Source organism: Bacillus sp. 95MFCvi2.1 (assembly GCF_000374965.1).
In the GTDB taxonomy this organism is placed as follows: Bacteria; Bacillota; Bacilli; order Bacillales; family Bacillaceae_G; genus Bacillus_A; species Bacillus_A pseudomycoides.
This window is the reverse complement of the sequence record NZ_KB895706.1, coordinates 23,062-45,429: the sequence shown is the minus strand read 5'-3', so window position 1 is coordinate 45,429 and position 22,368 is coordinate 23,062. Positions and strand designations below refer to the sequence as shown.

Here is a 22,368-nt window from a genome sequence, read left to right as displayed (position 1 = left end):
GTTAGCGCTTTCACAAAGAAGGAAGTACGTACCGTTTATTATGTATTTGTAGACATCAAACAAATTTAAAAGGAGGTACAACAAATGAAACATCCGATACATGTTACTTCAGAAATTGGGGAATTACAAACGGTTTTATTAAAACGTCCTGGTAAAGAAGTGGAAAATTTAACGCCAGATTATTTGCAACAATTATTATTTGACGATATCCCATATTTACCAATTATTCAAAAAGAACATGATTATTTTGCACAAACATTACGCAATCGGGGTGTTGAAGTTCTTTATTTAGAAAAACTAGCAGCTGAGGCGTTAGTTGATAAAAAACTTCGTGAAGAATTTGTTGATCGTATTTTAAAAGAAGGACAGACTGACGTAAATGTTGCACATCAAACTTTAAAAGAATATTTACTTTCCTTTTCAAATGAAGAATTGATTCAAAAAATTATGGGTGGCGTGCGGAAAAACGAAATTGAAACTAGTAAAAAAACGCATCTGTATGAATTAATGGAAGATCATTATCCATTTTATTTAGATCCAATGCCAAATTTATATTTTACTCGTGATCCAGCAGCTAGTATAGGTGACGGTTTAACAATTAACAAAATGAGAGAACCGGCACGGAGACGTGAATCATTGTTTATGGAATATATCATTAAACATCATCCACGATTTGCAAGTCATGATGTGCCAGTTTGGTTAGATCGTGATTATAAATTTCCGATTGAAGGTGGCGACGAACTGATTTTAAATGAGGAAACAATTGCAATTGGGGTATCTGCTCGTACTTCAGCTAAAGCAATTGAGCGTTTAGCTAAAAACTTACTTAGTCGCCAAAATAAAATTAAAAAAGTGCTAGCAATAGAAATTCCAAAATGTCGTGCTTTTATGCACTTAGATACAGTGTTTACAATGGTCGATTATGACAAATTTACAATTCACCCAGCTATTCAAGGACCAAAAGGAAATATGAATATATATATATTAGAAAAAGGAAAGGATGAAGAAACTCTTAAAATTACCCATCGTACATCTTTAACTGAAGCTTTAAAAGAAGTATTAGGTTTAAGTGAATTAGTACTTATCCCTTGCGGAGGAGGAGATGTGATCGCTTCTGCTCGTGAACAATGGAACGATGGATCTAATACATTGGCGATTGCGCCAGGAGTAGTTGTTACATATGATCGCAACTATGTATCTAATGCTTTATTACGTGAGCATGGTATAGAAGTTATTGAAGTACTTAGCTCGGAATTATCTCGCGGTCGTGGGGGTCCACGTTGCATGAGTATGCCGATTGTTCGAAAAGATATTTAGTATAAAAAACGGAGAAAGTAGGGATGAATCATGTTGATGACTAAACCAAACTTAAAAGGAAGAAGTTTTCTTGCTGAAAAAGATTTTACGGAAGAAGAATTATTATACTTTCTAGATTTAGCAGCAGAATTAAAAGAGAAAAAGAAAAATGGTATTCCGCATCGTTATTTAGAAGGTAAAAATGTTGCACTCTTATTCGAAAAAACTTCAACTCGTACACGGTGTGCATTTACCGTAGCTTGTACAGATTTAGGTGCCAACCCTGAATACTTAGGTAAAGGTGATATTCAGCTCGGAAAAAAAGAATCTGTTGAAGATACAGCAAAAGTTTTAGGGCGTATGTTTGATGGGATTGAATTCCGTGGTTTCGATCATGCGACAGTAGAATCTTTAGCAAACAATTCTGGTGTGCCAGTATGGAATGGCTTAACAGATATGTGGCATCCAACACAAACACTTGCAGATTTATTAACAATAAAAGAGCATGTGGGACGTTTAAAAGACGTTAAGCTCGTTTATGTTGGGGACGGGCGGAACAATGTAGCAAATAGCTTATTAGTCGGCGGTGCAATTGTTGGAATGGAAGTCCGTATTTGTACACCAGAATCATTATGGCCAGCACAAGAAGTTATTGATTTAGCAAAAAAATATAATGATCGAGTAATGGTAACAAGTAATGTTCAAGAGGCTGTTGCAGATGCGGATGTAATTTATACAGATGTATGGGTATCTATGGGGGAAGAAGATAAGTTTGCTGAACGTATTGAATTATTGACGCCTTATCAAGTAAATATGCAAATGATTAAAGCAACTGGAAATGAAAATGTGATGTTCTTACATTGTTTACCTGCATTTCATGATGTGGAAACAATGTACGGAGAAGAGATTTATGAAAAATATGGAATAAAAGAAATGGAAGTAAGTGACGAAGTCTTCCGTAGTAAGCATTCAAAAGTATTTGATCAAGCAGAAAATAGAATGCATACAATTAAAGCGGTTATGGCAGCTACTTTAGGAAATATGGAGTAAAGAAGGAAGGTAACCTTCCTTCTTTCTCCTCCTTTAGACACTATCATTCACTATTGTTGTTTTCTTCTTATTGCAATTAAAGAGAGGTGAGTGTAATGGGTGAAGAAAAGAAACTAGGACTATTTACTTTAACAGCTCTTGTCGTTGGTTCCATGATAGGCGGTGGAGCATTTAACTTAGCAAGTGATATGGCAAAAGGCGCTGGTGCGGGAGCCATTATTATCGGATGGGTTATAACAGGGATTGGGATGATTGCTCTTGGATTATCATTTCAAAATTTAACTGTAAAAAGACCAGATTTAGATGGTGGTATTTTTAGTTATGCAAAAGCAGGATTTGGTAATTTTATGGGATTTAATAGTGCCTGGGGATATTGGCTATCTGCTTGGCTTGGTAATGTAGCTTACGGTACATTATTATTCTCTTCATTAGGTTATTTCTTCCCAGTTTTTGAAGGTGGACAAAATGTGGCTTCGATTATTGGAGCGAGTATATTGCTATGGTGTGTTCACATGCTAATTTTACGTGGGGTACAATCAGCAGCACTTGTAAATTTAGTAACAACAATTGCAAAATTAGTGCCTGTATTTGTCTTTATTGTTGTAGGAATTTTCGCCTTCCATATTGATATTTTCTTAGATGGTTTTTGGGGACAAGCTGGTTCCTTTTCTTGGGGAGCAGTAGGTAGTCAAGTTAAGAGCACAATGCTTGTAACTCTTTGGGTATTTATTGGTGTAGAAGGAGCTGTTGTCTTATCAAGTCGTGCGAAAAGCCGAAGCGATGTGGGGAAAGCAACAGTCATCGGATTAATTGGTACACTCATCATTTATATCCTACTTACATTACTATCTCTTGGTCTTATGCAACAAGCTGATGTTGCTAATTTGAAAAATCCATCTATGGCGTATTTATTTGAAAGCGTTGTCGGAAAATGGGGCGCTATTTTTATTAACTTAGGTTTAGTCATTTCTGTATTAGGTGCTTGGTTAGGATGGACGCTACTCGCATCTGAAATTCCGTATTTAGCTGCTAAAGACGGAGTGTTTCCAAAGTGGTTTGCGAAAGAAAACAAAAACAAAGCTCCTATAAATTCATTATGGATAACAAATGGTTTAATTCAAGTTTTCTTATTAACATTTGTTGTTTCAGATCAAGCATATAATTTTGCATTTTCTCTCGCGTCCTCTGCTATTTTAATTCCGTATGCTTTTTCAGCATTCTATCAATTTAAGCACAGTTTACAATCTAAAGAAAAAGATCGAACAAAAAATATAATCATTGGTTTGGTAGCAAGTATTTATGGAATTTGGTTAGTGTATGCAGCTGGCTTAGATTACTTATTACTAACAATGACATTATATGCACCTGGTATTTTCATCTTTTACAATGTTCAAAAGCAAACGAATCCAAAACAAATATTTACTCGTGTGGAACTGGCATCCTCTGTAGTTATTGGTGCCTTAGCATTTTTTGCGATTTACGGATTAATTACAGGGAGTATCACTTTATAAAATTTTGTGAAAATGAAATCAATTGGAGGGTTGAAATATGAAACGAAGAAAAATCGTAGTTGCACTAGGGGGAAATGCTATACAATCTGGAAATGCCACTGCCGAGGCGCAGCAAGAAGCATTAGAAAGAACAGCAGAACAACTTGTTAAAATTATGGAAAATAACGTTGATATTGTTATTGCACATGGAAATGGCCCGCAAGTAGGTAATATTTTATTGCAACAAAAAGCAGCAGATACGGAAAAAACACCGGCAATGCCGTTAGATACTTGTGGTGCAATGAGCCAAGGGATGATCGGATATTGGATGGAAAATGCAATTGAGAAGGCTTTGAAAAAGCGTAAAATAAAAAAAGAAGTAGCCACGGTTATAACACGTGTTGTCGTGGATGAAAAGGATGAGGCATTTAAAAATCCAACAAAACCAATTGGGCCTTTCTACACAGAAGAAGAAGCAAGAAAGTTAATGGAAGAAACAAAAGCTGTATTTAAAGAGGATGCAGGAAGAGGATGGAGACGCGTTGTTCCATCACCAAAGCCTGTAAGTATTCATGAGCATAAAATAATCAATTCATTAGTAGAGGATGGAAATATAGTTATTGCTGTTGGAGGTGGAGGAATCCCCGTTATTGACTCTGAGGAAGGGTTAAAAGGTACTGAAGCTGTCATTGATAAGGACTTTGCAGCTCAAAAGTTAGCAGAACTAGTAGATGCTGATACACTTGTGATTTTAACGGCAGTTGATTATGTTTATGTGCATTTTAATCAGCCTAATCAAAAGAGATTAGAGGCTGTTACAGTCGATGAATTAGAAGGGTATATACAGGAGAAACAATTTGCAGCAGGTAGTATGCTTCCAAAAATTGAAGCTGCTATTAGTTTTGCAAATGCAGATCCAAAGCGAAAAACAATTATTACTTCATTAGAAAAAGTATATGAAGCATTAGAAGAAAAAGCTGGTACGATTATTTCTAAGCAGGACGTATATGCTTGTGTATAAACATAGCTCTTCTATTACTAGTAATTTCAAAAAGAATGGGGTTAGTAACTTCATTCTTTTTGTTTGTTAATTTTTAGGAAAAATGTTCATAAAGTATTCATGATAAGAAAAAGCTGTGTAGGTTAAGTGTGATAAAATAAAATTGAATACGCTTTCTCGATGTTTCACTCCGATATATAGCAAGAGAGAAGGAATTTTATGAACAGACGGAACGTAGTTAAAGACTTGAAGCAGTTTGAATTATTTTCTCATGTAACAGATACAAAATTAAAAAGCCTATCAGAGTTTGTTTATTGGCGAACTTATAAGAAAGGTCAGTTTTTATTTTTAGAAGGTGATTCAAGAGAAAGAATTTATTTTATGCTAGATGGTTTTGTAAAGTTAGAGCGAGTAAATCAAAACGGGAATTTATTATATGAAGACTATGTAAAGCGACTTTCTATTTTTCCTTATGGTGGTATGTTTACAGACAATGCATATAATTATACAGCGGAGGCAATGACAGATGTGGATGTTTACTATATTCCTACAGTGATTTTTGAAGATATGGTAAAAGTAAGTCGGACACAGCTAATGTACGTTGTTCAGCAGTTATCCTCTATATTAAAAATTAACGAAAATCGGGTGCAAAATATTACAATCCCAAATGCACAAGATCGTGTTATCCAGACATTAAATTATTTAATGAATGATTTAGGAGAACAAGATGGTGAGGAAATTGTAATCGCATGTCCACTTACAACAATTGAAATTTCAAAGATATCTGGAACATCTCGAGAGACTGTTAGCGGTGTATTAAAACAATTGAAAAATGATAGTATTGTTACGGTTCTAGGTAAAAAAATTACTATACATAATCCAACGTACTTTGAGGAAATTTCGATGTGAAAACTTCATATTGTATATTAATAGAGTTCTTTATATATTTATAAGGAACTTTTTTATGTTATTCCCTATAAAAAGATTGTATATTCCGATAATGTTAGCTAAAATCGATAATAAAAAACAAAGGAGAAGGGAGAAAGAATGATTCGGATTGAATATGATCGATTAGTAGCCATTTTTTACAGTGTCGGAGTATTACTATTAATAAAAATGCCAAATGATAATGAATTAATTGGAGAAAAATTATTTCACGCATACGGGATTCCAGTAGATACATATATTTATATGGGGTATAAGATTTCGAATATCTGGATTTGTTCTTTTGCATTACAAGCAATTTCTTTTCTATTTCTTATAAAGTGGTTAGAAAAGAAGGATTCTAATTGGTTAAAAAAGCTAAATAACATAAAAGTAGTGTGTATGAGTGTCTTGATTATCATAATGCCATTTACTTTAAATGAAATACTTCAAACTCTTGATAAAACATGGCATTACACAGGGAAAAAAGGACTAGAGGCAATTGAATACAAAAAAGAGGATAGCCAATGTACGATGGAGAAAAAGGGGGATAATTTTGAACAAAATTGCGTCGTCACTTTAAAAAATTATCGCAATCATTCACAAGCATTACAACTTGTTTTATATCAAGATGCAAATCAAAAATTAAAGAGTTATCAGGTACCAACACCTATTTACCTACAGCGACATGAAACAAAGCAATTTGAGTTTCAAGTTCCAGTTGTTTATGATGACGTCGTAGTGAAAAATAAAGCACCAAATATTAAATTGCGGTCATTAAATAAAAATCATAAGACAGATAATTAGTTTATGAAAATGAGGTTTGTTATTAGGAGAAAGAATTAGAAATGAAAAAGAAAAGTAAACTTTAGTCATCCAAAATGTTGCGAATAATCGGGCATAAATTGGATGATTTTTTATTTGTAATTAAGACCCATACATCAAAATTCAGGGAACCAACTGTCCGTAAAAGCCCGATTGGTGAGGGCTAATAATCAGTGGGGGATGAAGAATCCCCCACTGATTAAAGTTTCACTTTATTAATGATAAAGGGGAGTGAGAAATTCCCACCAAGTATGTACACCATAAAAATATGTAAGGTTAATGAAATGGAGTATTGTTTCTTAAAGAAAAGTAGATATTTAGTAATAAGATGAAATTTCTCATTGCAAACTCTCTATATTTTGTTATGATAGTGTTACGAAAACGTTTGCATAAATTTTTAAGATGGATGCAAAAGGAGAGAATTATTATGAATAAAACATGGTGGAAAGAAGCTGTCGCTTATCAAATTTATCCACGTAGCTTTATGGATTCCAATGGTGATGGTATTGGAGATTTACAAGGTATTATTACAAAACTTGATTATTTAAAGGATTTAGGTATCGATGTAATTTGGATTTGTCCAATGTATAAATCACCGAATGATGATAATGGTTATGATATTAGTGACTATCAAGACATTATGGATGAATTTGGTACAATGGCTGATTTTGATGAATTACTAGATGAAGTGCATAAACGTGGTATGAAGCTCATTATTGATTTAGTTATTAATCACACGAGTGATGAACATCCTTGGTTTATTGAATCGCGTTCGTCTAAAGATAATCCAAAACGTGATTGGTATATTTGGCGCGATGGTAAGGATGGAGAAGAGCCAAATAATTGGGAAAGTATCTTTAGCGGTTCTGCTTGGGAATATGATGAAGTAACAGATCAATATTTCTTACACATATTCTCACGTAAACAACCAGATTTAAACTGGGAGAATGCACAGGTCCGTGAAGTTTTATATGATACTGTAAACTGGTGGCTAGATAAAGGAATTGATGGTTTCCGTGTAGATGCAATCAGTCATATCAAAAAAGAAGAAGGCCTAAAAGACATGCCAAATCCAAAAGGGTTAAAGTATGTGCCTTCTTTTGATAAACATATGAATGTAAATGGAATTCAGCCACTTTTAGAAGAGTTGAAGGAGAATACATTTTCAAAATACGATATTATGACTGTTGGGGAAGCCAATGGTGTCAAAGTTGAAGATGCTGATCTTTGGGTTGGAGAAGAAAACGGTAAATTTAATATGGTATTTCAGTTTGAGCATTTAAGTTTATGGGATGCAGAAAAGAAAAAGGAACTTGATGTTGTGGAACTGAAAAAGGTGTTAACGAAGTGGCAAAAAGGTTTAGAAAATAAGGGATGGAATGCGTTGTATATTGAAAATCATGATAAACCACGGATTGTTTCTACGTGGGGAGATGATAAACAGTATTGGCGTGAAAGTGCAACAGCTTTAGGAGCAATGTACTTCTTTATGCACGGAACACCGTTTATTTATCAAGGACAAGAAATTGGTATGACAAATGTTCAATTCCAAAATATTGAAGATTATGATGACGTAGCAATTAAGAATTTATATCGCGAGAAAATTGCAGAAGGCGTATCACATCAAGAAATGATGGAAATTATTTGGGCATCTTGTCGTGATAATTCACGTACACCAATGCAATGGAATGATGAAGAAAACGCTGGTTTTACAACAGGGAAACCGTGGTTTGGAATGAATCCAAATTATAAAGAAATTAATGTTCAAAAGCAGCAAGTAGAGGCTAGTTCTATTTTTAATTTCTATAAAAAGATGATTGCACTAAAAAAAGAGCATGATGTATTTAATTATGGCACATATGATTTGATTTTAGAGAATGATCCGCAGGTTTATGCGTATACGCGTACGTTAAATGATGAAAAAGTTGTTGTGATTAGTAATATATCTAAAGAAAATGCTGTGTATAATGAGGATACATTCTCTTTAGAACGCAAACGTTTGCTTTTAAATAACTATGAAGTAGCGGAACATAATAAATGTACTACAATTACTTTAAAACCTTATGAAACAAGGGTTTATCGTATTTCTTAATAAAAAAAGATGCTCTCGTAGCATCTTTTTTTATGAAAAATAATAAATTTATATTGCAATATGAAAACGCTTTTATTAAAATAGATTTATGAAAACGTTTGCGTTAAAAAAGGTATCGTTTTCGTAAGCAAAAAGAAATTATTATCTGTATTATTAGGGATTTTATAAATAAAGAGGAGGAAAAAACAGATGAAAATTACGTCTTTTGATTTTTGGCAGAAGTTCGGGAAAGCATTGCTAGTTGTTGTAGCTGTTATGCCAGCTGCTGGCTTAATGATTTCCATCGGTAAGCTAATTGGTATGTCTGCTGGGGATGTAAATGCAGTACATACAATTGCTAGAGTAATGGAAGACATCGGTTGGGCAATTATTACAAACTTGCATATTTTATTTGCAGTAGCAATTGGGGGATCTTGGGCGAAAGACCGGGCAGGTGGTGCATTCGCAGCACTGTTAGCATTCGTCTTAACGAACCGAATTACGGGAGCTATATTTGGTGTTAACGCTGAAATGTTAACGGATTCAAAAGCGAAAGTTTCTTCATTATTAGCAGGAGATTTACTTGTAAAGGATTATTTCACTTCTGTACTTGGTGCACCAGCATTGAACATGGGAGTATTCGTAGGGATTATTACAGGGTTCTTAGGAGCTACCTTATATAATAAATACTATAACTATAATAAATTACCACAAGCATTAGCGTTCTTTAACGGAAAACGATTTGTACCATTTGTTGTAATTGTATGGTCTACAGTTACTGCGATTGCTTTATCACTTTTATGGCCATTTATCCAAAGCGGATTAAATGAGTTTGGTCGCTGGATCGCAGCATCTAAAGATAGTGCACCAATTGTTGCACCATTTGTATACGGGACATTAGAGCGTTTACTATTACCGTTCGGATTACATCATATGTTAACGATTCCTATGAACTATACGGAGCTTGGTGGAACATACACGATGTTAACTGGAGCAAAAGTTGGTCAGGTTGTTGCGGGACAAGATCCATTATGGCTTGCATGGATTACTGATTTAAATAACTTGTTAGCGAATGGGGATACAAAAGCATATAACGATTTATTAAATAATGTTGTTCCAGCTCGTTTCAAAGTTGGGCAAGTTATTGGTTCAACTGCATCATTAATTGGTATTGCATTTGCGATGTTCCGTAATGTCGATAAAGAGAAACGTGCAAAATATAAACCAATGTTCTTATCTGCAGCATTAGCAGTATTTTTAACAGGTGTAACGGAACCAATTGAATTCATGTTCATGTTTATTGCACCAGTATTATATATTGTATACGCGATTACAACAGGACTTGCATTTGCATTAGCGGATTTAATTAACTTACGTGTTCATGCATTTGGATTTATTGAGTTAATTACACGTACACCAATGATGATAAATGCGGGGTTAACAAGAGATTTAATTAACTTTGTTGTTGTGTCAGCAGTATTCTTCGGTTTAAACTTTACATTATTCAATTTCTTAATTAAAAAATTCAATTTACCAACGCCAGGTCGTGCAGGGAACTATATTGATAATGAAGATGAATCAGAAGAAGGCACAACGAATGTAAAAGAGGGTTCATTAGCAATAAAGGTTATTGAACTTTTAGGTGGAAAAGATAATATTGCGGATGTAGATGCTTGTATGACACGTTTACGTGTAACAGTGAAAAATTTAGAAGCTGTTGCACCAGAGGCACAATGGAAGCAAAACGGTGCTTTAGGTCTCATTGTAAAAGACAAAGGTGTTCAAGCAGTATATGGTCCGAAAGCTGATGTGTTGAAATCAGACATCCAAGATATGTTAGGTGCATAATAAATGAAATTACTCACTTTAAACTGCCACTCTTGGCAAGAAGAGAATCAAATAGAAAAAATAAGACATCTTGCTAAAACGATTCAAGAGGAAGGTTACGATGTTATTGCCTTGCAAGAGGTTAGTCAGTCTATAAAAGCTCAAAATGTATGCGGTAATAAGAAAAAGGATAACTTTGGCCTTGTATTACTTGCAGAGCTTGAGAAGTTGGGTTCAGGAAATTACAATATTGTTTGGGATTACTCGCATATTGGTTATGACATATATGAAGAAGGTTCAGCTATCATAACGAAACATCCTATTGTGAAACAAGATTCTTTCTTTGTATCAGAAAGTAAGGATACTTCTTATTGGAAAGCACGTAAAATTGTAAGTGCAACAGTTTCTTATAAAGGAAAGAATATGACGTTTTATTCATGTCACCTTGGGTGGTGGAATGATGAGGAAGAAACGTTTCAAGGCCAAGTGGATTGTTTAACGCAGCATGTGAATGAAAACGAACTTTCAATTTTAATGGGCGATTTTAATAATAATGCCCGTTTACAAGGAGAAGGATACGATTATCTTATGCAAAAAGGGCTTTATGACACATATGAACTAGCTTTTAAAAAAGATGAAGGAACAACTGTACAAGGAAAAATTGCTGGTTGGGATGAAAATAAGCAAAATTTACGAATTGATCTTATTTTAAGTAACAAACCAAAAACAGTTATTTCTTCAAAGGTCATTTTCAATGGTATAAATCGAAATATTATTTCAGATCATTTCGGAGTAGAAGTTCAATTAGATATATAATAATAGAAGAAATCCTCATAGCAATGTAAGCGCTATGAGGATTTTTTTTGTGAATACAAGTATTTCCAAGATAAAATACTTGTATTTTTTATGACATTTCCTATATATTTGTTATTACTGAATGTAAAACCGATTTGGTCATTTTGTATGAATACTTTATCGACTTCGTTATATAATGAAGTAAGTGAAGTGTTTCGTTTGGAAAAATAGTACATTTTCGTTTAATCCACGATGAGGAAAATGATATAATTGCAAAATGCATGCATCATTTTCTAAAGAAGGAAAAATATATAATTAGGTGATAGCTTATATGAAACAGATATGGCGTATTTATACGACAGACTTACGGAATGTAGCCAAACATTGGGCTGCGATTGTAATTGTATTAGGACTTATGATTTTGCCATCGTTATATGCATGGTTTAACATTAAAGCTTCCTGGGATCCATATGGGAACACGAAAGATGTTCCAATTGCAGTTTCCAACCAAGATGCTGGATCAAATTTACGGGGAAAAGATATTAACATCGGGAATGAAATTGTAGATTCGCTCAAAAAGAATAAAAATATGGGATGGAAATTCGTTGATGAAAAGCAAGCAATTTATGGAGTAGAACATGGGGATTATTATGCAAGTATTACGATTCCGAAAGATTTCTCTGAAAAAATTGCAACGGTAATTAGCGATAACCCACAAAAACCAGAACTTGATTATTTTGTGAATGAAAAGGTCAATGCCATTGCACCGAAGATTACAGCGAAAGGTGCATCAGGTATAACAGAAGAAATCAGTAAAAACTTCGTTAAAACAGCAAACGGTGAGATTTTTGAAATCTTCAATGACCTTGGAATCGATTTAGAAACAAACTTACCAAGTATTGAAAAAGTAAAAGATCTTGTGTTTAAGCTAGAAGCACAGTTCCCGGAAATGTATACACTTGTGAATACAGCATTAGATGATGCGACTAGAGCGCAAGATCTTGTGAAAGTTGCACAAGAGGATTTACCGGTTGTGGAAAGTGTGATTAATGATGGACAGGAAACGCTGGGGAACTTAGATAAGTTCTTTGCAAACAATGACCAAAGATTAAAAGATGCTCCTGGAGCGATACGGAACGACTTAACTGTGGTGAAAGATGGCATGGATAAGGCAACAGCCTTTACTAATTTCTTAATGAATCCAGGAGTCGACCTGAATCTTCCAGATTTTTCTCAGCTGCCTAAACTTCCAGAGTTCCCGGCAATGCCACAACTTCCAGATCTTCCAAAGTTGAATACTGAGGGATATAAAAATATTGCCAAAAATATTAATCAAACGGTAAACAATGTGTTGAGTTCAGCACGTACGGGAACTGCATATGCACAAGGCGTTATGAATGGCTTGCAAAATGGAAAGTTTGATCCAGAGAGAGCTAAGCAAGAACTCAATAAGGCTTCCGATAATCTGCAAGGCCATACTGACGGTGTTTCTTATCTTATTGATGTGTTGACTAAACTTAAAGAATCGGCACCGAATAAGGCAGAAGCGTTTTTCCAAAAGGGAATAGATCATTTAACTAATTTAAAAAATGGTATGGAGAATGCGAACAATGGTATTAAAGATCTTGTAAATATTATTGGTACAGGTCAAGAAGTAAAACAAGATGTGAGAGATGCTGTTAATCAAAAATTAAATGCAGTAAATGGTTTAATTGATCAAGCTGAAAAAGATTATAATGAAACTTTTGTAGCGGATTATCAAAAAGCGGTCAGTACTGCGGAACAAATTAAAGATGAAGCAGGTCAGCTTAAAGATCAAACAGCTAATACAATAAATGAAACATACGAAAAAACAAAGGTTGAATATAATAAAGCAAGAGATAGCATTGAGAATGCTAAATCTGACCTTCAAAAAGCAAAAGAAGACTTGCAAAATAAAGGTGTAAATGGCCTAGATTCAACGAAAGTAGCTTTAAACAGCTTAAATGGCCAATTCCAAGCAGGTATCAGTATGATTGATGATATGATTCCTGTACTAGAGAGTGCAAACAAGGTTTTAGCTGATGTAAACAGTGATAAAAATCTTGATAACGGAATTGAAAAATTAAATAAAGTGAAAGATATCATGCAAAAAGGTAGTGATGCAACGAATAAAGCAATCACACTCATTAATAATGGGCAACAGCCTACAAAAGATGTAATTGAAAGCATTAATGAAGCATCAAAAAATGGTTCAGCACAATTAGGAGACTTCTTAGCTCGTTACGATTCCGAAATTGTTCCAAGCTTCAATGCAGCAATCGCACGTACAAAAGAGATGTCAAAAAATACATCTAAGCTTTTAAACGACGCAGATAAAAAGCTTCCAGATGTAAAAAAACTGCTAGAAGATTCATCAAAAGGATTAGTAGAAGGTACGAAGAAAGTTGAAGATATTAAAGCAGAAATGCCAGCTACTGAGAAAAAGATTAAAGAATTAGCAGATAAAATTCGTAAATTTGAATCGGAAGAAGATATAAAAGATATCATCAAGTTATTGAAAAATGATGTTGAACAGCAAAGTGATTACTTTGCAAATCCAGTAAAATTAAAAGAAAATAAATTATTTGCGATGCCAAACTACGGTTCGGGGATGTCACCATTCTATACAGTGCTTGCATTATGGGTAGGGGCACTTTTAATGGTTTCATTATTAACAGTAGAAGTACATGAGCCAGGGGCAAATTATAAGAGTCATGAGATTTACTTCGGACGCTTTTTAACATTCTTAACGATAGGTCTTGCACAGGCGTTTATCGTATCGATGGGAGATATTTTCTTACTTGGTACGTATGTAGTTGATAAGTTTTGGTTTGTTCTATTCAGCTTATTCATTGGTGGAGTCTTTGTTTGTATCGTGTATTCACTCGTTTCTGTTTTCGGAAACATTGGGAAATCGATGGCAATCATTTTACTCGTACTACAAGTAGCTGGATCAGGCGGAACATTCCCAATTCAAATGCTTCCAAAATTCTTCCAATCGATATATCCGTTCTTACCGTTCACATATGCAATTAGCGTGATTCGTGAAACAGTGGGCGGAATGCTTTGGGATATTGTGATAAGAGATCTTCTCGTGTTAAGTGTCTTTGTGGTAATCATGCTTGTACTTGCATTGGTACTGAAAACACCGATTAACAAGTCGAGTGAGAAATTTGTTGAGAATGCAAAAGGAAGTAAAATTATTCATTAAAAAAAGTTCCTACCGAGAGCGGTAGGAACTTTTTTTATTCAAATTTTAACTTTTTTAATGCTTCTGCTAGTGCGTTATTTAATGGCTCTTCTTCTTCTTTTTGTTGCTGCTTCATATATTTTTGCACGTAGCGTTTATCTGCTTTATTTCCTGATTCTTTCTTGCGGCGCTCTTGGAATGTAGAAAGCTTCTCGCGATATCCACATTTACATGCGAAGATTTGCCCATCTCCTTCACCGCGAAGTTCTAGTTTTTTCTTACATTGAGGGCATCTTGCATTTGTCGTACGGGATACATTTTTACGATGACCACATTCGCGGTCTTGGCATACAAGCATTTTACCTTTTTTGCCGTTTACTTCAAGCATCGGTTTTCCACAGTCTGGACAAGTTTTTGTTGAAATGTTTTCATGCTTATACTTTTTATCGCTTGATTTAATTTCAGCAACGATTTCTTTTGTATAGTTTTTCATCTCGGAAATGAAAATTTCTTTTTTTAATTTACCTTTTGCGATAGCTTCAAGTTTTTGTTCCCATTCAGCAGTTAGTGTAGGAGATTTTAGTTCTTCCGGTACTAAATCAAGTAACTGACGACCTTTTGATGTAATGTGAATATCTTTACCACGTTTTTCAATCAAGAATGAATTAAATAGTTTGTCAATAATGTCAGCTCGTGTAGCCACAGTACCTAATCCACCAGTTGATTTTAGCGTATCAGCAAGTTGTTTATTTTGCGTATCCATGTATTTTGTAGGGTTTTCCATTGCTGAAAGTAACGTTGCTTCATTAAAGCGTGCAGGTGGTTTTGTTTGACCTGATGTTTGAGCAATTAGTTTTACGCTTAATGTATCGCCTTTTTCAATGCGAGGTAAAATTTGCTCTTTTAAATCTTCAACTGCATCGTCATCTTCAAAGCGGTTTTCATATACTTCTTTCCAACCAGAATGTAAAATCGTTTTGCCACGTGCAACAAACGTTTCATCACCAATTTTCGTGCGTAATGTTAGTTGTTCATATTCAAAGGCTGGGAATAAAACTGCTAAGAAACGTTTTACCACTAAATCATAAATTTTGCGTTCTTTATCTGTGAAAGCTGAGAAATTCACATAGCTTTCCGTTGGGATGATTGCGTGATGATCGCTTACTTTACTATCATCAACAAATGCTTTAGTGGATTTTATAGGCTTATTTAAAATTTTATGAGCTAAAGGACGGTATTCTCCTACTCCACACGCTTTTAGACGCTCTGGAAGTGTTCCGACGATATCAGATGAAATATAGCGCGAATCTGTACGAGGGTAAGTGAGTACTTTATGTTGCTCATATAATTTTTGCATAATGTTTAATGTTTCTTTTGCAGAGTAACCAAAGATTTTATTCGCATCACGTTGTAGCTCAGTTAAATCATAAAGACCAGGAGCGAATGATTTTTTCTGCTTTTTCTCAATTTCCGTGACAGTGGCATTTTGTTTATCGAGTTTTTTCACAATCGTATCGATTTTCGCTTTATCAAAACTACGACCATTGCCTTTCCCATCTTGCCAAGTTAGCTTTAACTTATCTGTTGTTTGAGCTTCAATTCCGTAGTATGTTTGAGCTTTAAAGTTTTTAATTTCGTCTTCACGACCTGCAATGATAGCCACAGTAGGTGTTTGTACACGACCACAGTTTAGTTGAGCATTAAATCGAGTAGTTAATGCACGTGTTGCATTAAGCCCGATATACCAGTCAGCCTCCGAACGTGCGACAGCTGAAGCGTATAAATTTTCATATGCTTTACCTGGCTTTAAGTTTGCGAAGCCATCTTTGATTGCTTTATCGGTAACAGATGAAATCCATAGACGCTTGATAGGTTTATTAATTTTAACTTTATCAATAATCCAACGCGCGACTAATTCTCCCTCTCTTCCTGCGTCTGTAGCCACTATTATTTCAGTAACATCTTTTCTAATCAGTTGACTTTTAACGGCATTAAACTGTTTGCCAGTTTGCTTAATCACTGTCAATTTCAAACGTTCAGGTAGCATTGGCAGATCTTCTAAATTCCACTTTTTGTATTTCACATCATAGCTTTCTGGGTCTGCTAATGTAACAAGATGCCCTAAAGCCCAAGTAACGATATATTTATTACCTTCAAGATAACCATTTCCTTTTTTATCACACTTCAATACACGCGCAATATCACGTGCAACAGAAGGTTTTTCAGCAATTACAACACTTTTTGCCATATTTAAAACATCCTTTCAAGTTTCCGTAAGTTAAATATAGCATACATCCTTTGTGGATTCAGTTATGCCGAAGATTCTAACCTTTTGTTATGAATTAAATACTCTATATCTTTGACTAGTTAAGAGGGTGAAAATTTTAGTATTTCGGATATAACAAAATAGTAGGATATCTTTGTCCTTTTTTAAAAGGACAAACCATTATTTCACAAGGCGGAAAAGATCAAAACGCGATGTTGCGAAGTATATGAAACAATAAAATCAAGATGATGAGCCGCGTAATCCTGCGTTAGCGGAAGTTTTGGCAAAATTGAAATTTGGTTCAAAAGAAAAAGAAGAAAGTGCAATTTTTCTTATCTCAAAGGGAAGTTGGGCTTTTTATTAATTCTATAGATATAATGAGTTTCCTAATATGAATAAAAAAGCGATATAAACAATAATGGAATTCATTGACATTGTTAATGAATTTCATTATCATTAAGTTGGTAATCTGATTATTGCCAAAACGTCAGATTGAAAGTATAAAGTATACCTTTAATTGATAAAGAGAATCATTTTCTTTTCTATTATCTTATAAATAGACAAAGGGGGATAAAATGATAGGATTATAATCTGTATGAAATCAAATGATGGCGACAGAACATAATCTGCACCATGAAGAAATTATGAAAAAGAGATATTTGTTTATCATGCTTATTGTTTTATCAATTGTGTCTATTTTTATCGGTGTAAAAGAGGTTAATCTAGCAGATATTTTGCACTGGAATCAAGAAAAAATGCAAATTGTATTTATTAGTAGATTACCACGTCTAATCAGTATTATTGTTGCTGGTGTTAGCTTAAGTATAAGTGGTTTAATTATGCAGCAACTTAGCAGAAATAAATTTGTATCCCCGACAACTGCGGGGACAATGGATAGTGCAAAGCTAGGGGTTTTAGTTTCATTGATGCTATTCACGACAGCGAGCCCGCTTGAAAAAATGTTTGTTGCATTTGTCTTTGCATTAGCTGGTACATTTTTATTTATGCAAATTTTGAAGAGAATTAAGTTTAAGGATGCGATTTTTATCCCGCTTGTGGGAATTATGTTTGGGAACATTATCAGCTCTATAACGACATTCTTTGCTTATAAATACGACCTAATTCAGAACATTTCTGCATGGCTACAAGGGGATTTTTCAATGGTGATGAAAGGAAGATATGAAATTTTATATTTAAGTATCCCACTTGTCATTATCGCCTTCTTATATGCAAATCGATTTACAGTTGCTGGAATGGGTGAAGATTTTGCGGCCAACTTAGGGATGAATTACAACCGAGTGCTAAATATCGGGCTAATTATCGTTTCTTTAATCTCCGCATTAGTTGTTTTGACTGTTGGTATGATTCCATTTCTAGGGCTTATTATTCCGAATATTGCTTCTATTTATCGTGGAGATAATTTAAAGAATAGTTTACCTCATACTGCTTTACTAGGAGCGGTCTTTGTACTTGCTTGCGATATACTTGGCCGCGTCGTTATTTATCCGTACGAGATTTCTATTGGCCTTACAGTGGGAGTAATTGGAAGCGGAATCTTCCTTTATTTATTGATGAGGAGAAACGCATATGCAGCATAGAAAACAAACAAGTCATAAAAAAATGTTGGCAGTGCTTGCCATTGCATCAGTTGTAGCCATGGGGATATTTTTATTTATTAACTTAAATATGAATACATTAGATTATGCATTGCCAAGAAGAGGTAAGAAATTGTTGGCAATGGTTATAACGGGCGGAGCAATTGCGTTTTCGTCTATGATTTTTCAAACAATTAGTAACAACCGTATTTTAACACCAAGCATTATCGGTCTAGATTCACTTTATATGTTTATGCAAACATTTGTAGTGTTTGTATTCGGTTCAAAACATATCACAATGATGAATACAAATGTTAATTTTCTTGTATCAGTAAGCTTAATGGTTATTTTTTCACTGTTTCTTTATAAATTTCTCTTTAAGAGAGAAGGAAGCAATATTTATTTCTTATTGTTAATTGGATTAATATTTGGAACGTTCTTTCAAAGTTTATCCTCTTTTATGCAAGTACTCATTGATCCAAATGAGTTTCAAATTGTACAAGGGAAAATGTTTGCAAGTGTAAATAACGTGAGAACAGAGTTACTTGTAACGTCTATCATTGGGATTCTATTAGTTCTCGCTTACGTATATAAAGAACTGAAGTTATTAGATGTACTATCGCTAGGAAGAGAAGAGGCTATTAATTTAGGTGTAGATTACGATAAAGTTGTGAAAAAGCTTTTAATTGTAATTGCAATTCTAGTTTCTATTTCTACAGCGCTAGTTGGACCAATTACATTTTTAGGATTACTTGTAGTAAACGTTGCGCGTGAATGTTTACGTACATACAGGCACAAATATTTAATAGCAGGTTCTATCTTTATTAGTATTATTGCCCTAGTAGGGGGACAATTAATTGTTGAAAGGTTGTTTGAATTTAATACAACTTTAAGCGTTATTGTGAATTTTGTTGGTGGAGTATACTTCATCTATCTTCTATTAAAGGAGAGCAAGGCATGGTAGAAGTAAGAAATATATCAAAGCAATATGGAAATAACAATGTTGTTGAAGATGTTTCTATTAAAATAGAAAAAGGTAAAATCACATCTTTTATCGGACCGAATGGAGCTGGAAAAAGTACGGTTCTTTCTATGATGAGTAGGCTGTTACAAAAAGATGCTGGTGAAATCTATATAGAGGATAAAGAAATTGGCGAATGGAAGAGTAATGAGCTTGCCAAAAAAATCTCTATTTTAAAGCAAACGAATCATATCAATTTAAGACTTACGATTCGGGAATTAGTTAGTTTTGGGAGATTTCCGTATTCACAAGGAAATCTGTCCGAAGAAGATTGGAATCATATCGAGGAAGCCATTAACTATATGGAGCTTGAAGATATTCAATATAAGTACTTAGATCAGCTTAGTGGTGGGCAGCGGCAAAGGGCATATATCGCTATGGTTATTGCTCAAAATACAGAATATATTTTGCTAGATGAGCCATTGAACAACTTAGATATGAAGCATTCCGTACAAATTATGAAAGTGCTAAGACGCTTAGTTGAAGAACTGGGTAAAACAGTTGTAATTGTAATCCATGATATTAACTTTGCTTCTTGTTACTCTGATTATATCGTTGCTTTAAAAGATGGAAAAGTAATGAAAGAGGGAGCAACAAATGAAATCATTGACCCGATTGTTTTGAAGGATATTTATGACATGGATATTCATATTGAAGAAATAGCGGGAAATAATATTTGTATTTATTTTTCATAAGAGGAAGTTATTTTGATAGTACTAGCTTGCTATCGATTTAAATAATTTTAAAAAATTTATAGAGGTGATTGAAGTGAAGAAATTAGCGATGCTACTATTAACTTTCATGCTTGCTATCGTCGCGGTAGCATGTAGCAATAACGCTTCTTCTGAGAAGAAGACAGAAGCGAGTGAAAGTAAATCAAAAGAGATGACGATTAAGCACAAATTAGGAGAAACGAAAGTTAAAACTAACCCGAAAAAAGTTGTCGTATTTGACTTTGGTTCCTTAGATACATTAGATAAATTAGGTGTTGAAGTAACTGGTGTACCACAAAAGAATACACCAGAGTACCTTTCTAAATATAAAGATAAAAAGTATACAAACGTTGGTGGTTTAAAAGAGCCAGATTTTGAAAAAATTAACGAAATTGCACCAGATTTAATTATTATTTCTGCAAGACAAGCTGATTCATATAAAGAATTCTCAAAAATTGCTCCAACAATTTATGTAGAACAAGATACTAAAGATTATATGAAATCATTTAAAGACAACACAGAAATGTTAGCAAAAATCTTTGGAAAAGAAGATAAAGCGAAAAAAGAAATTGCAGCAGTTGAAAAGGATGTAAAAGCATTAAATGAAAAAGCTACGAAAAGTGACAAAAAAGGTTTAGTTATTAAAGCAAATGACGGTAAAGTAAGTGCGTATGGTCCGGAATCTCGTTTTGGTATTATCCACGATGTGTTTGGAGTAATTCCTGCGGATAAAGAGATTCAAGCATCTACTCATGGTAATAACGTGTCATTTGAATATATTCTCGAAAAGAACCCTGATTACTTATTCGTAATCGATAGCGGTGTTGTTACTGGTGGTAAATCTTCTGCGAAACAAGTAGTTGAAAATGAACTTGTTAACAAAACAAATGCTGCGAAAAACAACAATGTAATCTATTTAGATGCAAACTACTGGTACCTATCTGGTGGCGGACTTGAGTCTGTATCAGAAATGGTGAAAGAAGTATCTAAAGGCTTAAAATAATATGAAAGATAGTGGTAGGGATTTTAATTTCCTATCACTATTTTATATATATAAATCCATTTTGATTTTTCAATATATAAGTCGCTGCTCCGAAGAACAAAAAGTAGCCCGCTCTCATTTTGTTTGAACTAAAAAAGGGCCTGACCGCTTCTATGGATGGCCGGATGGTCTCTCCCACCTAAAAAAAGGGCTTTTATCGTTTTTTCAATTTGTCCTTACATATTAAGATGACAAAAACTTGTAACTTGTTATTTTAAGAGAATAAGAGTAGACTCTGAATTAGATGAATAAGAAAACACATGGGAGTTTGCGGAAGCAAACTGAGAGTACGGCTAATCTGTCGTTGACCATTTGAACCTGTTGGATAATGCCAGCGTAGGGAGAGTGTAAAAGCACATATTCAGGCACTTTGCATACGCGAAGTGTCTTTTTGTGTATCTCCCATTACTAAATTAGGAGATGAAAAGAATGAATATAAAAGAAATTGCAAAAGTAGTGGAAGTAGTAAGAGAGTCTAATCCACTTGTGCATAATATTACAAATGTTGTTGTGACAAATTTTACGGCCAATGGTTTACTTGCAGTAGGAGCATCACCAGTTATGGCGTATGCAAAAGAAGAAGTGGCTGAAATGGCTAGCATTGCAGGAGCACTTGTTTTAAATATGGGTACGCTTCGCCCTGAAGAAGTAGAAGCAATGCTAATTGCTGGAAAGTCTGCGAATACACATCATGTACCAATATTATTTGATCCAGTTGGTGCTGGAGCTACTTCTTACCGAACTGAAGTAGCAAGACATATTCCAAGTGAAGTGAAATTAGCAATGATTCGCGGGAATGCAGCGGAAATTGCTAATGTTATCAATGAAAAATGGGAAATTAAAGGTGTTGATGTTGGTGCTGGAAATGGAGATGTTGTAGGAATTGCGAAACAAGCAGCAGATGAACTAGATACAGTCGCGGTTATTACCGGAAAAGAAGATGTTGTAACAAATGGTGAGCGAACTTTTATCATTCGTAACGGCCATCCAATCTTAACGAAAGTTACAGGGACGGGATGTTTGTTAACTTCTGTAATGGGAGCATTTGCAGCGGTTGAAAAAGATTATGTGAAAGCAGCAGTTGCTGCATTAACGTTTTATGGGGTAGCAGCAGAAATCGCTGCTGCAAAAAACGTGGAGCTAGGACCGGGCAGTTTCCAAATCGAATTTTTGAATCAGCTAGCAAACATTACTGTGGATGATATTGAACAATATGGAAATATCCAAGAGGTGCAGTAAGAA

Annotated in this window: 16 protein-coding genes and 1 riboswitch; of the genes, 15 read left to right on the top strand and 1 reads right to left on the bottom strand. The window is 34.4% G+C overall.

All coding sequences use genetic code 11. The features are described from left to right. Nucleotides 1–84 precede the first annotated feature (84 nt). The 10 genes from arcA (at nucleotide 85) to C568_RS0120700 (ending at nucleotide 14,510) form a co-directional block, all read left to right on the top strand. Nucleotides 85–1,317, top strand: coding sequence for an arginine deiminase (gene arcA, locus C568_RS0120745; RefSeq protein WP_018782603.1), 1,233 nt, complete (start codon nucleotides 85–87; stop codon nucleotides 1,315–1,317). Nucleotides 1,318–1,347: 30 nt separating this feature from the next. Next, on the top strand, nucleotides 1,348–2,346 hold the full coding sequence (gene argF, locus C568_RS0120740; RefSeq protein ID WP_029427564.1) for an ornithine carbamoyltransferase: 999 nt from the start codon (nucleotides 1,348–1,350) through the stop codon (nucleotides 2,344–2,346). Nucleotides 2,347–2,441: 95 nt separating this feature from the next. Further along, a complete protein-coding gene (arcD, locus tag C568_RS0120735) occupies nucleotides 2,442–3,857 on the top strand; it encodes an arginine-ornithine antiporter (protein WP_018782602.1) in 1,416 nt (471 codons plus the stop codon). Between the two features lie 37 nt (nucleotides 3,858–3,894). Then, nucleotides 3,895–4,857, top strand: a complete 963-nt coding sequence (arcC, locus tag C568_RS0120730; protein ID WP_018782601.1) for a carbamate kinase — start codon at nucleotides 3,895–3,897, stop codon at nucleotides 4,855–4,857. Nucleotides 4,858–5,055: 198 nt separating this feature from the next. Beyond that, nucleotides 5,056–5,745 carry a Crp/Fnr family transcriptional regulator gene (locus C568_RS0120725; protein ID WP_018782600.1) on the top strand — a complete coding sequence of 230 codons (690 nt, stop codon included), beginning with the start codon at nucleotides 5,056–5,058 and terminating at the stop codon, nucleotides 5,743–5,745. Between the two features lie 138 nt (nucleotides 5,746–5,883). Further along, the gene (locus C568_RS0120720; protein WP_003194745.1) at nucleotides 5,884–6,567 is read left to right on the top strand and encodes a hypothetical protein; all 684 of its coding nucleotides are present in this window, start codon (nucleotides 5,884–5,886) and stop codon (nucleotides 6,565–6,567) included. A gap of 445 nt (nucleotides 6,568–7,012) precedes the next feature. Continuing rightward, entirely contained in the window at nucleotides 7,013–8,677 is a 1,665-nt protein-coding gene (locus tag C568_RS0120715; protein WP_018782599.1) for a glycoside hydrolase family 13 protein, read from the top strand. Nucleotides 8,678–8,866: 189 nt separating this feature from the next. Further along, a complete protein-coding gene (locus C568_RS0120710; protein WP_018782598.1) occupies nucleotides 8,867–10,504 on the top strand; it encodes a PTS transporter subunit IIBC in 1,638 nt (545 codons plus the stop codon). Between the two features lie 3 nt (nucleotides 10,505–10,507). Then, nucleotides 10,508–11,299: an endonuclease/exonuclease/phosphatase family protein gene (locus C568_RS0120705; RefSeq protein WP_003194752.1), complete on the top strand. Its 792-nt coding sequence runs from the start codon at nucleotides 10,508–10,510 to the stop codon at nucleotides 11,297–11,299. Nucleotides 11,300–11,609: 310 nt separating this feature from the next. Then, nucleotides 11,610–14,510, top strand: coding sequence for a YhgE/Pip domain-containing protein (locus tag C568_RS0120700; protein WP_018782597.1), 2,901 nt, complete (start codon nucleotides 11,610–11,612; stop codon nucleotides 14,508–14,510). Nucleotides 14,511–14,544: 34 nt separating this feature from the next. Here the strand turns inward: C568_RS0120700 and C568_RS0120695 are convergent, their stop codons facing one another. Further along, a complete protein-coding gene (locus tag C568_RS0120695; RefSeq protein ID WP_003205730.1) occupies nucleotides 14,545–16,737 on the bottom strand; it encodes a DNA topoisomerase III in 2,193 nt (730 codons plus the stop codon). A gap of 662 nt (nucleotides 16,738–17,399) precedes the next feature. Between C568_RS0120695 and C568_RS0120690 the strand changes: the two genes are divergently transcribed. The 5 genes from C568_RS0120690 to thiM all read left to right on the top strand — a co-directional run bounded on the left by C568_RS0120690 (nucleotide 17,400) and on the right by thiM (nucleotide 22,365). After that, complete coding sequence (locus tag C568_RS0120690) at nucleotides 17,400–18,353, top strand: ABC transporter permease (protein WP_029427563.1); 954 nt, start codon at nucleotides 17,400–17,402, stop codon at nucleotides 18,351–18,353. Nucleotides 18,354–18,411: 58 nt separating this feature from the next. After that, complete coding sequence (locus tag C568_RS0120685) at nucleotides 18,412–19,314, top strand: iron chelate uptake ABC transporter family permease subunit (protein ID WP_371393780.1); 903 nt, start codon at nucleotides 18,412–18,414, stop codon at nucleotides 19,312–19,314. Continuing rightward, nucleotides 19,308–20,066 carry an iron ABC transporter ATP-binding protein gene (locus C568_RS0120680; protein WP_018782594.1) on the top strand — a complete coding sequence of 253 codons (759 nt, stop codon included), beginning with the start codon at nucleotides 19,308–19,310 and terminating at the stop codon, nucleotides 20,064–20,066. Before C568_RS0120685 ends, C568_RS0120680 begins: the two co-directional genes overlap by 7 nt. Nucleotides 20,067–20,139: 73 nt before the next feature. Next, entirely contained in the window at nucleotides 20,140–21,087 is a 948-nt protein-coding gene (locus C568_RS0120675) for a siderophore ABC transporter substrate-binding protein (RefSeq protein ID WP_018782593.1), read from the top strand. A 289-nt stretch (nucleotides 21,088–21,376) separates the two neighbouring features. Further along, nucleotides 21,377–21,486, top strand: a riboswitch (TPP riboswitch). Between the two features lie 60 nt (nucleotides 21,487–21,546). Continuing rightward, nucleotides 21,547–22,365: a hydroxyethylthiazole kinase gene (thiM, locus tag C568_RS0120670; RefSeq protein WP_339326080.1), complete on the top strand. Its 819-nt coding sequence runs from the start codon at nucleotides 21,547–21,549 to the stop codon at nucleotides 22,363–22,365. Nucleotides 22,366–22,368: the final 3 nt, after the last annotated feature.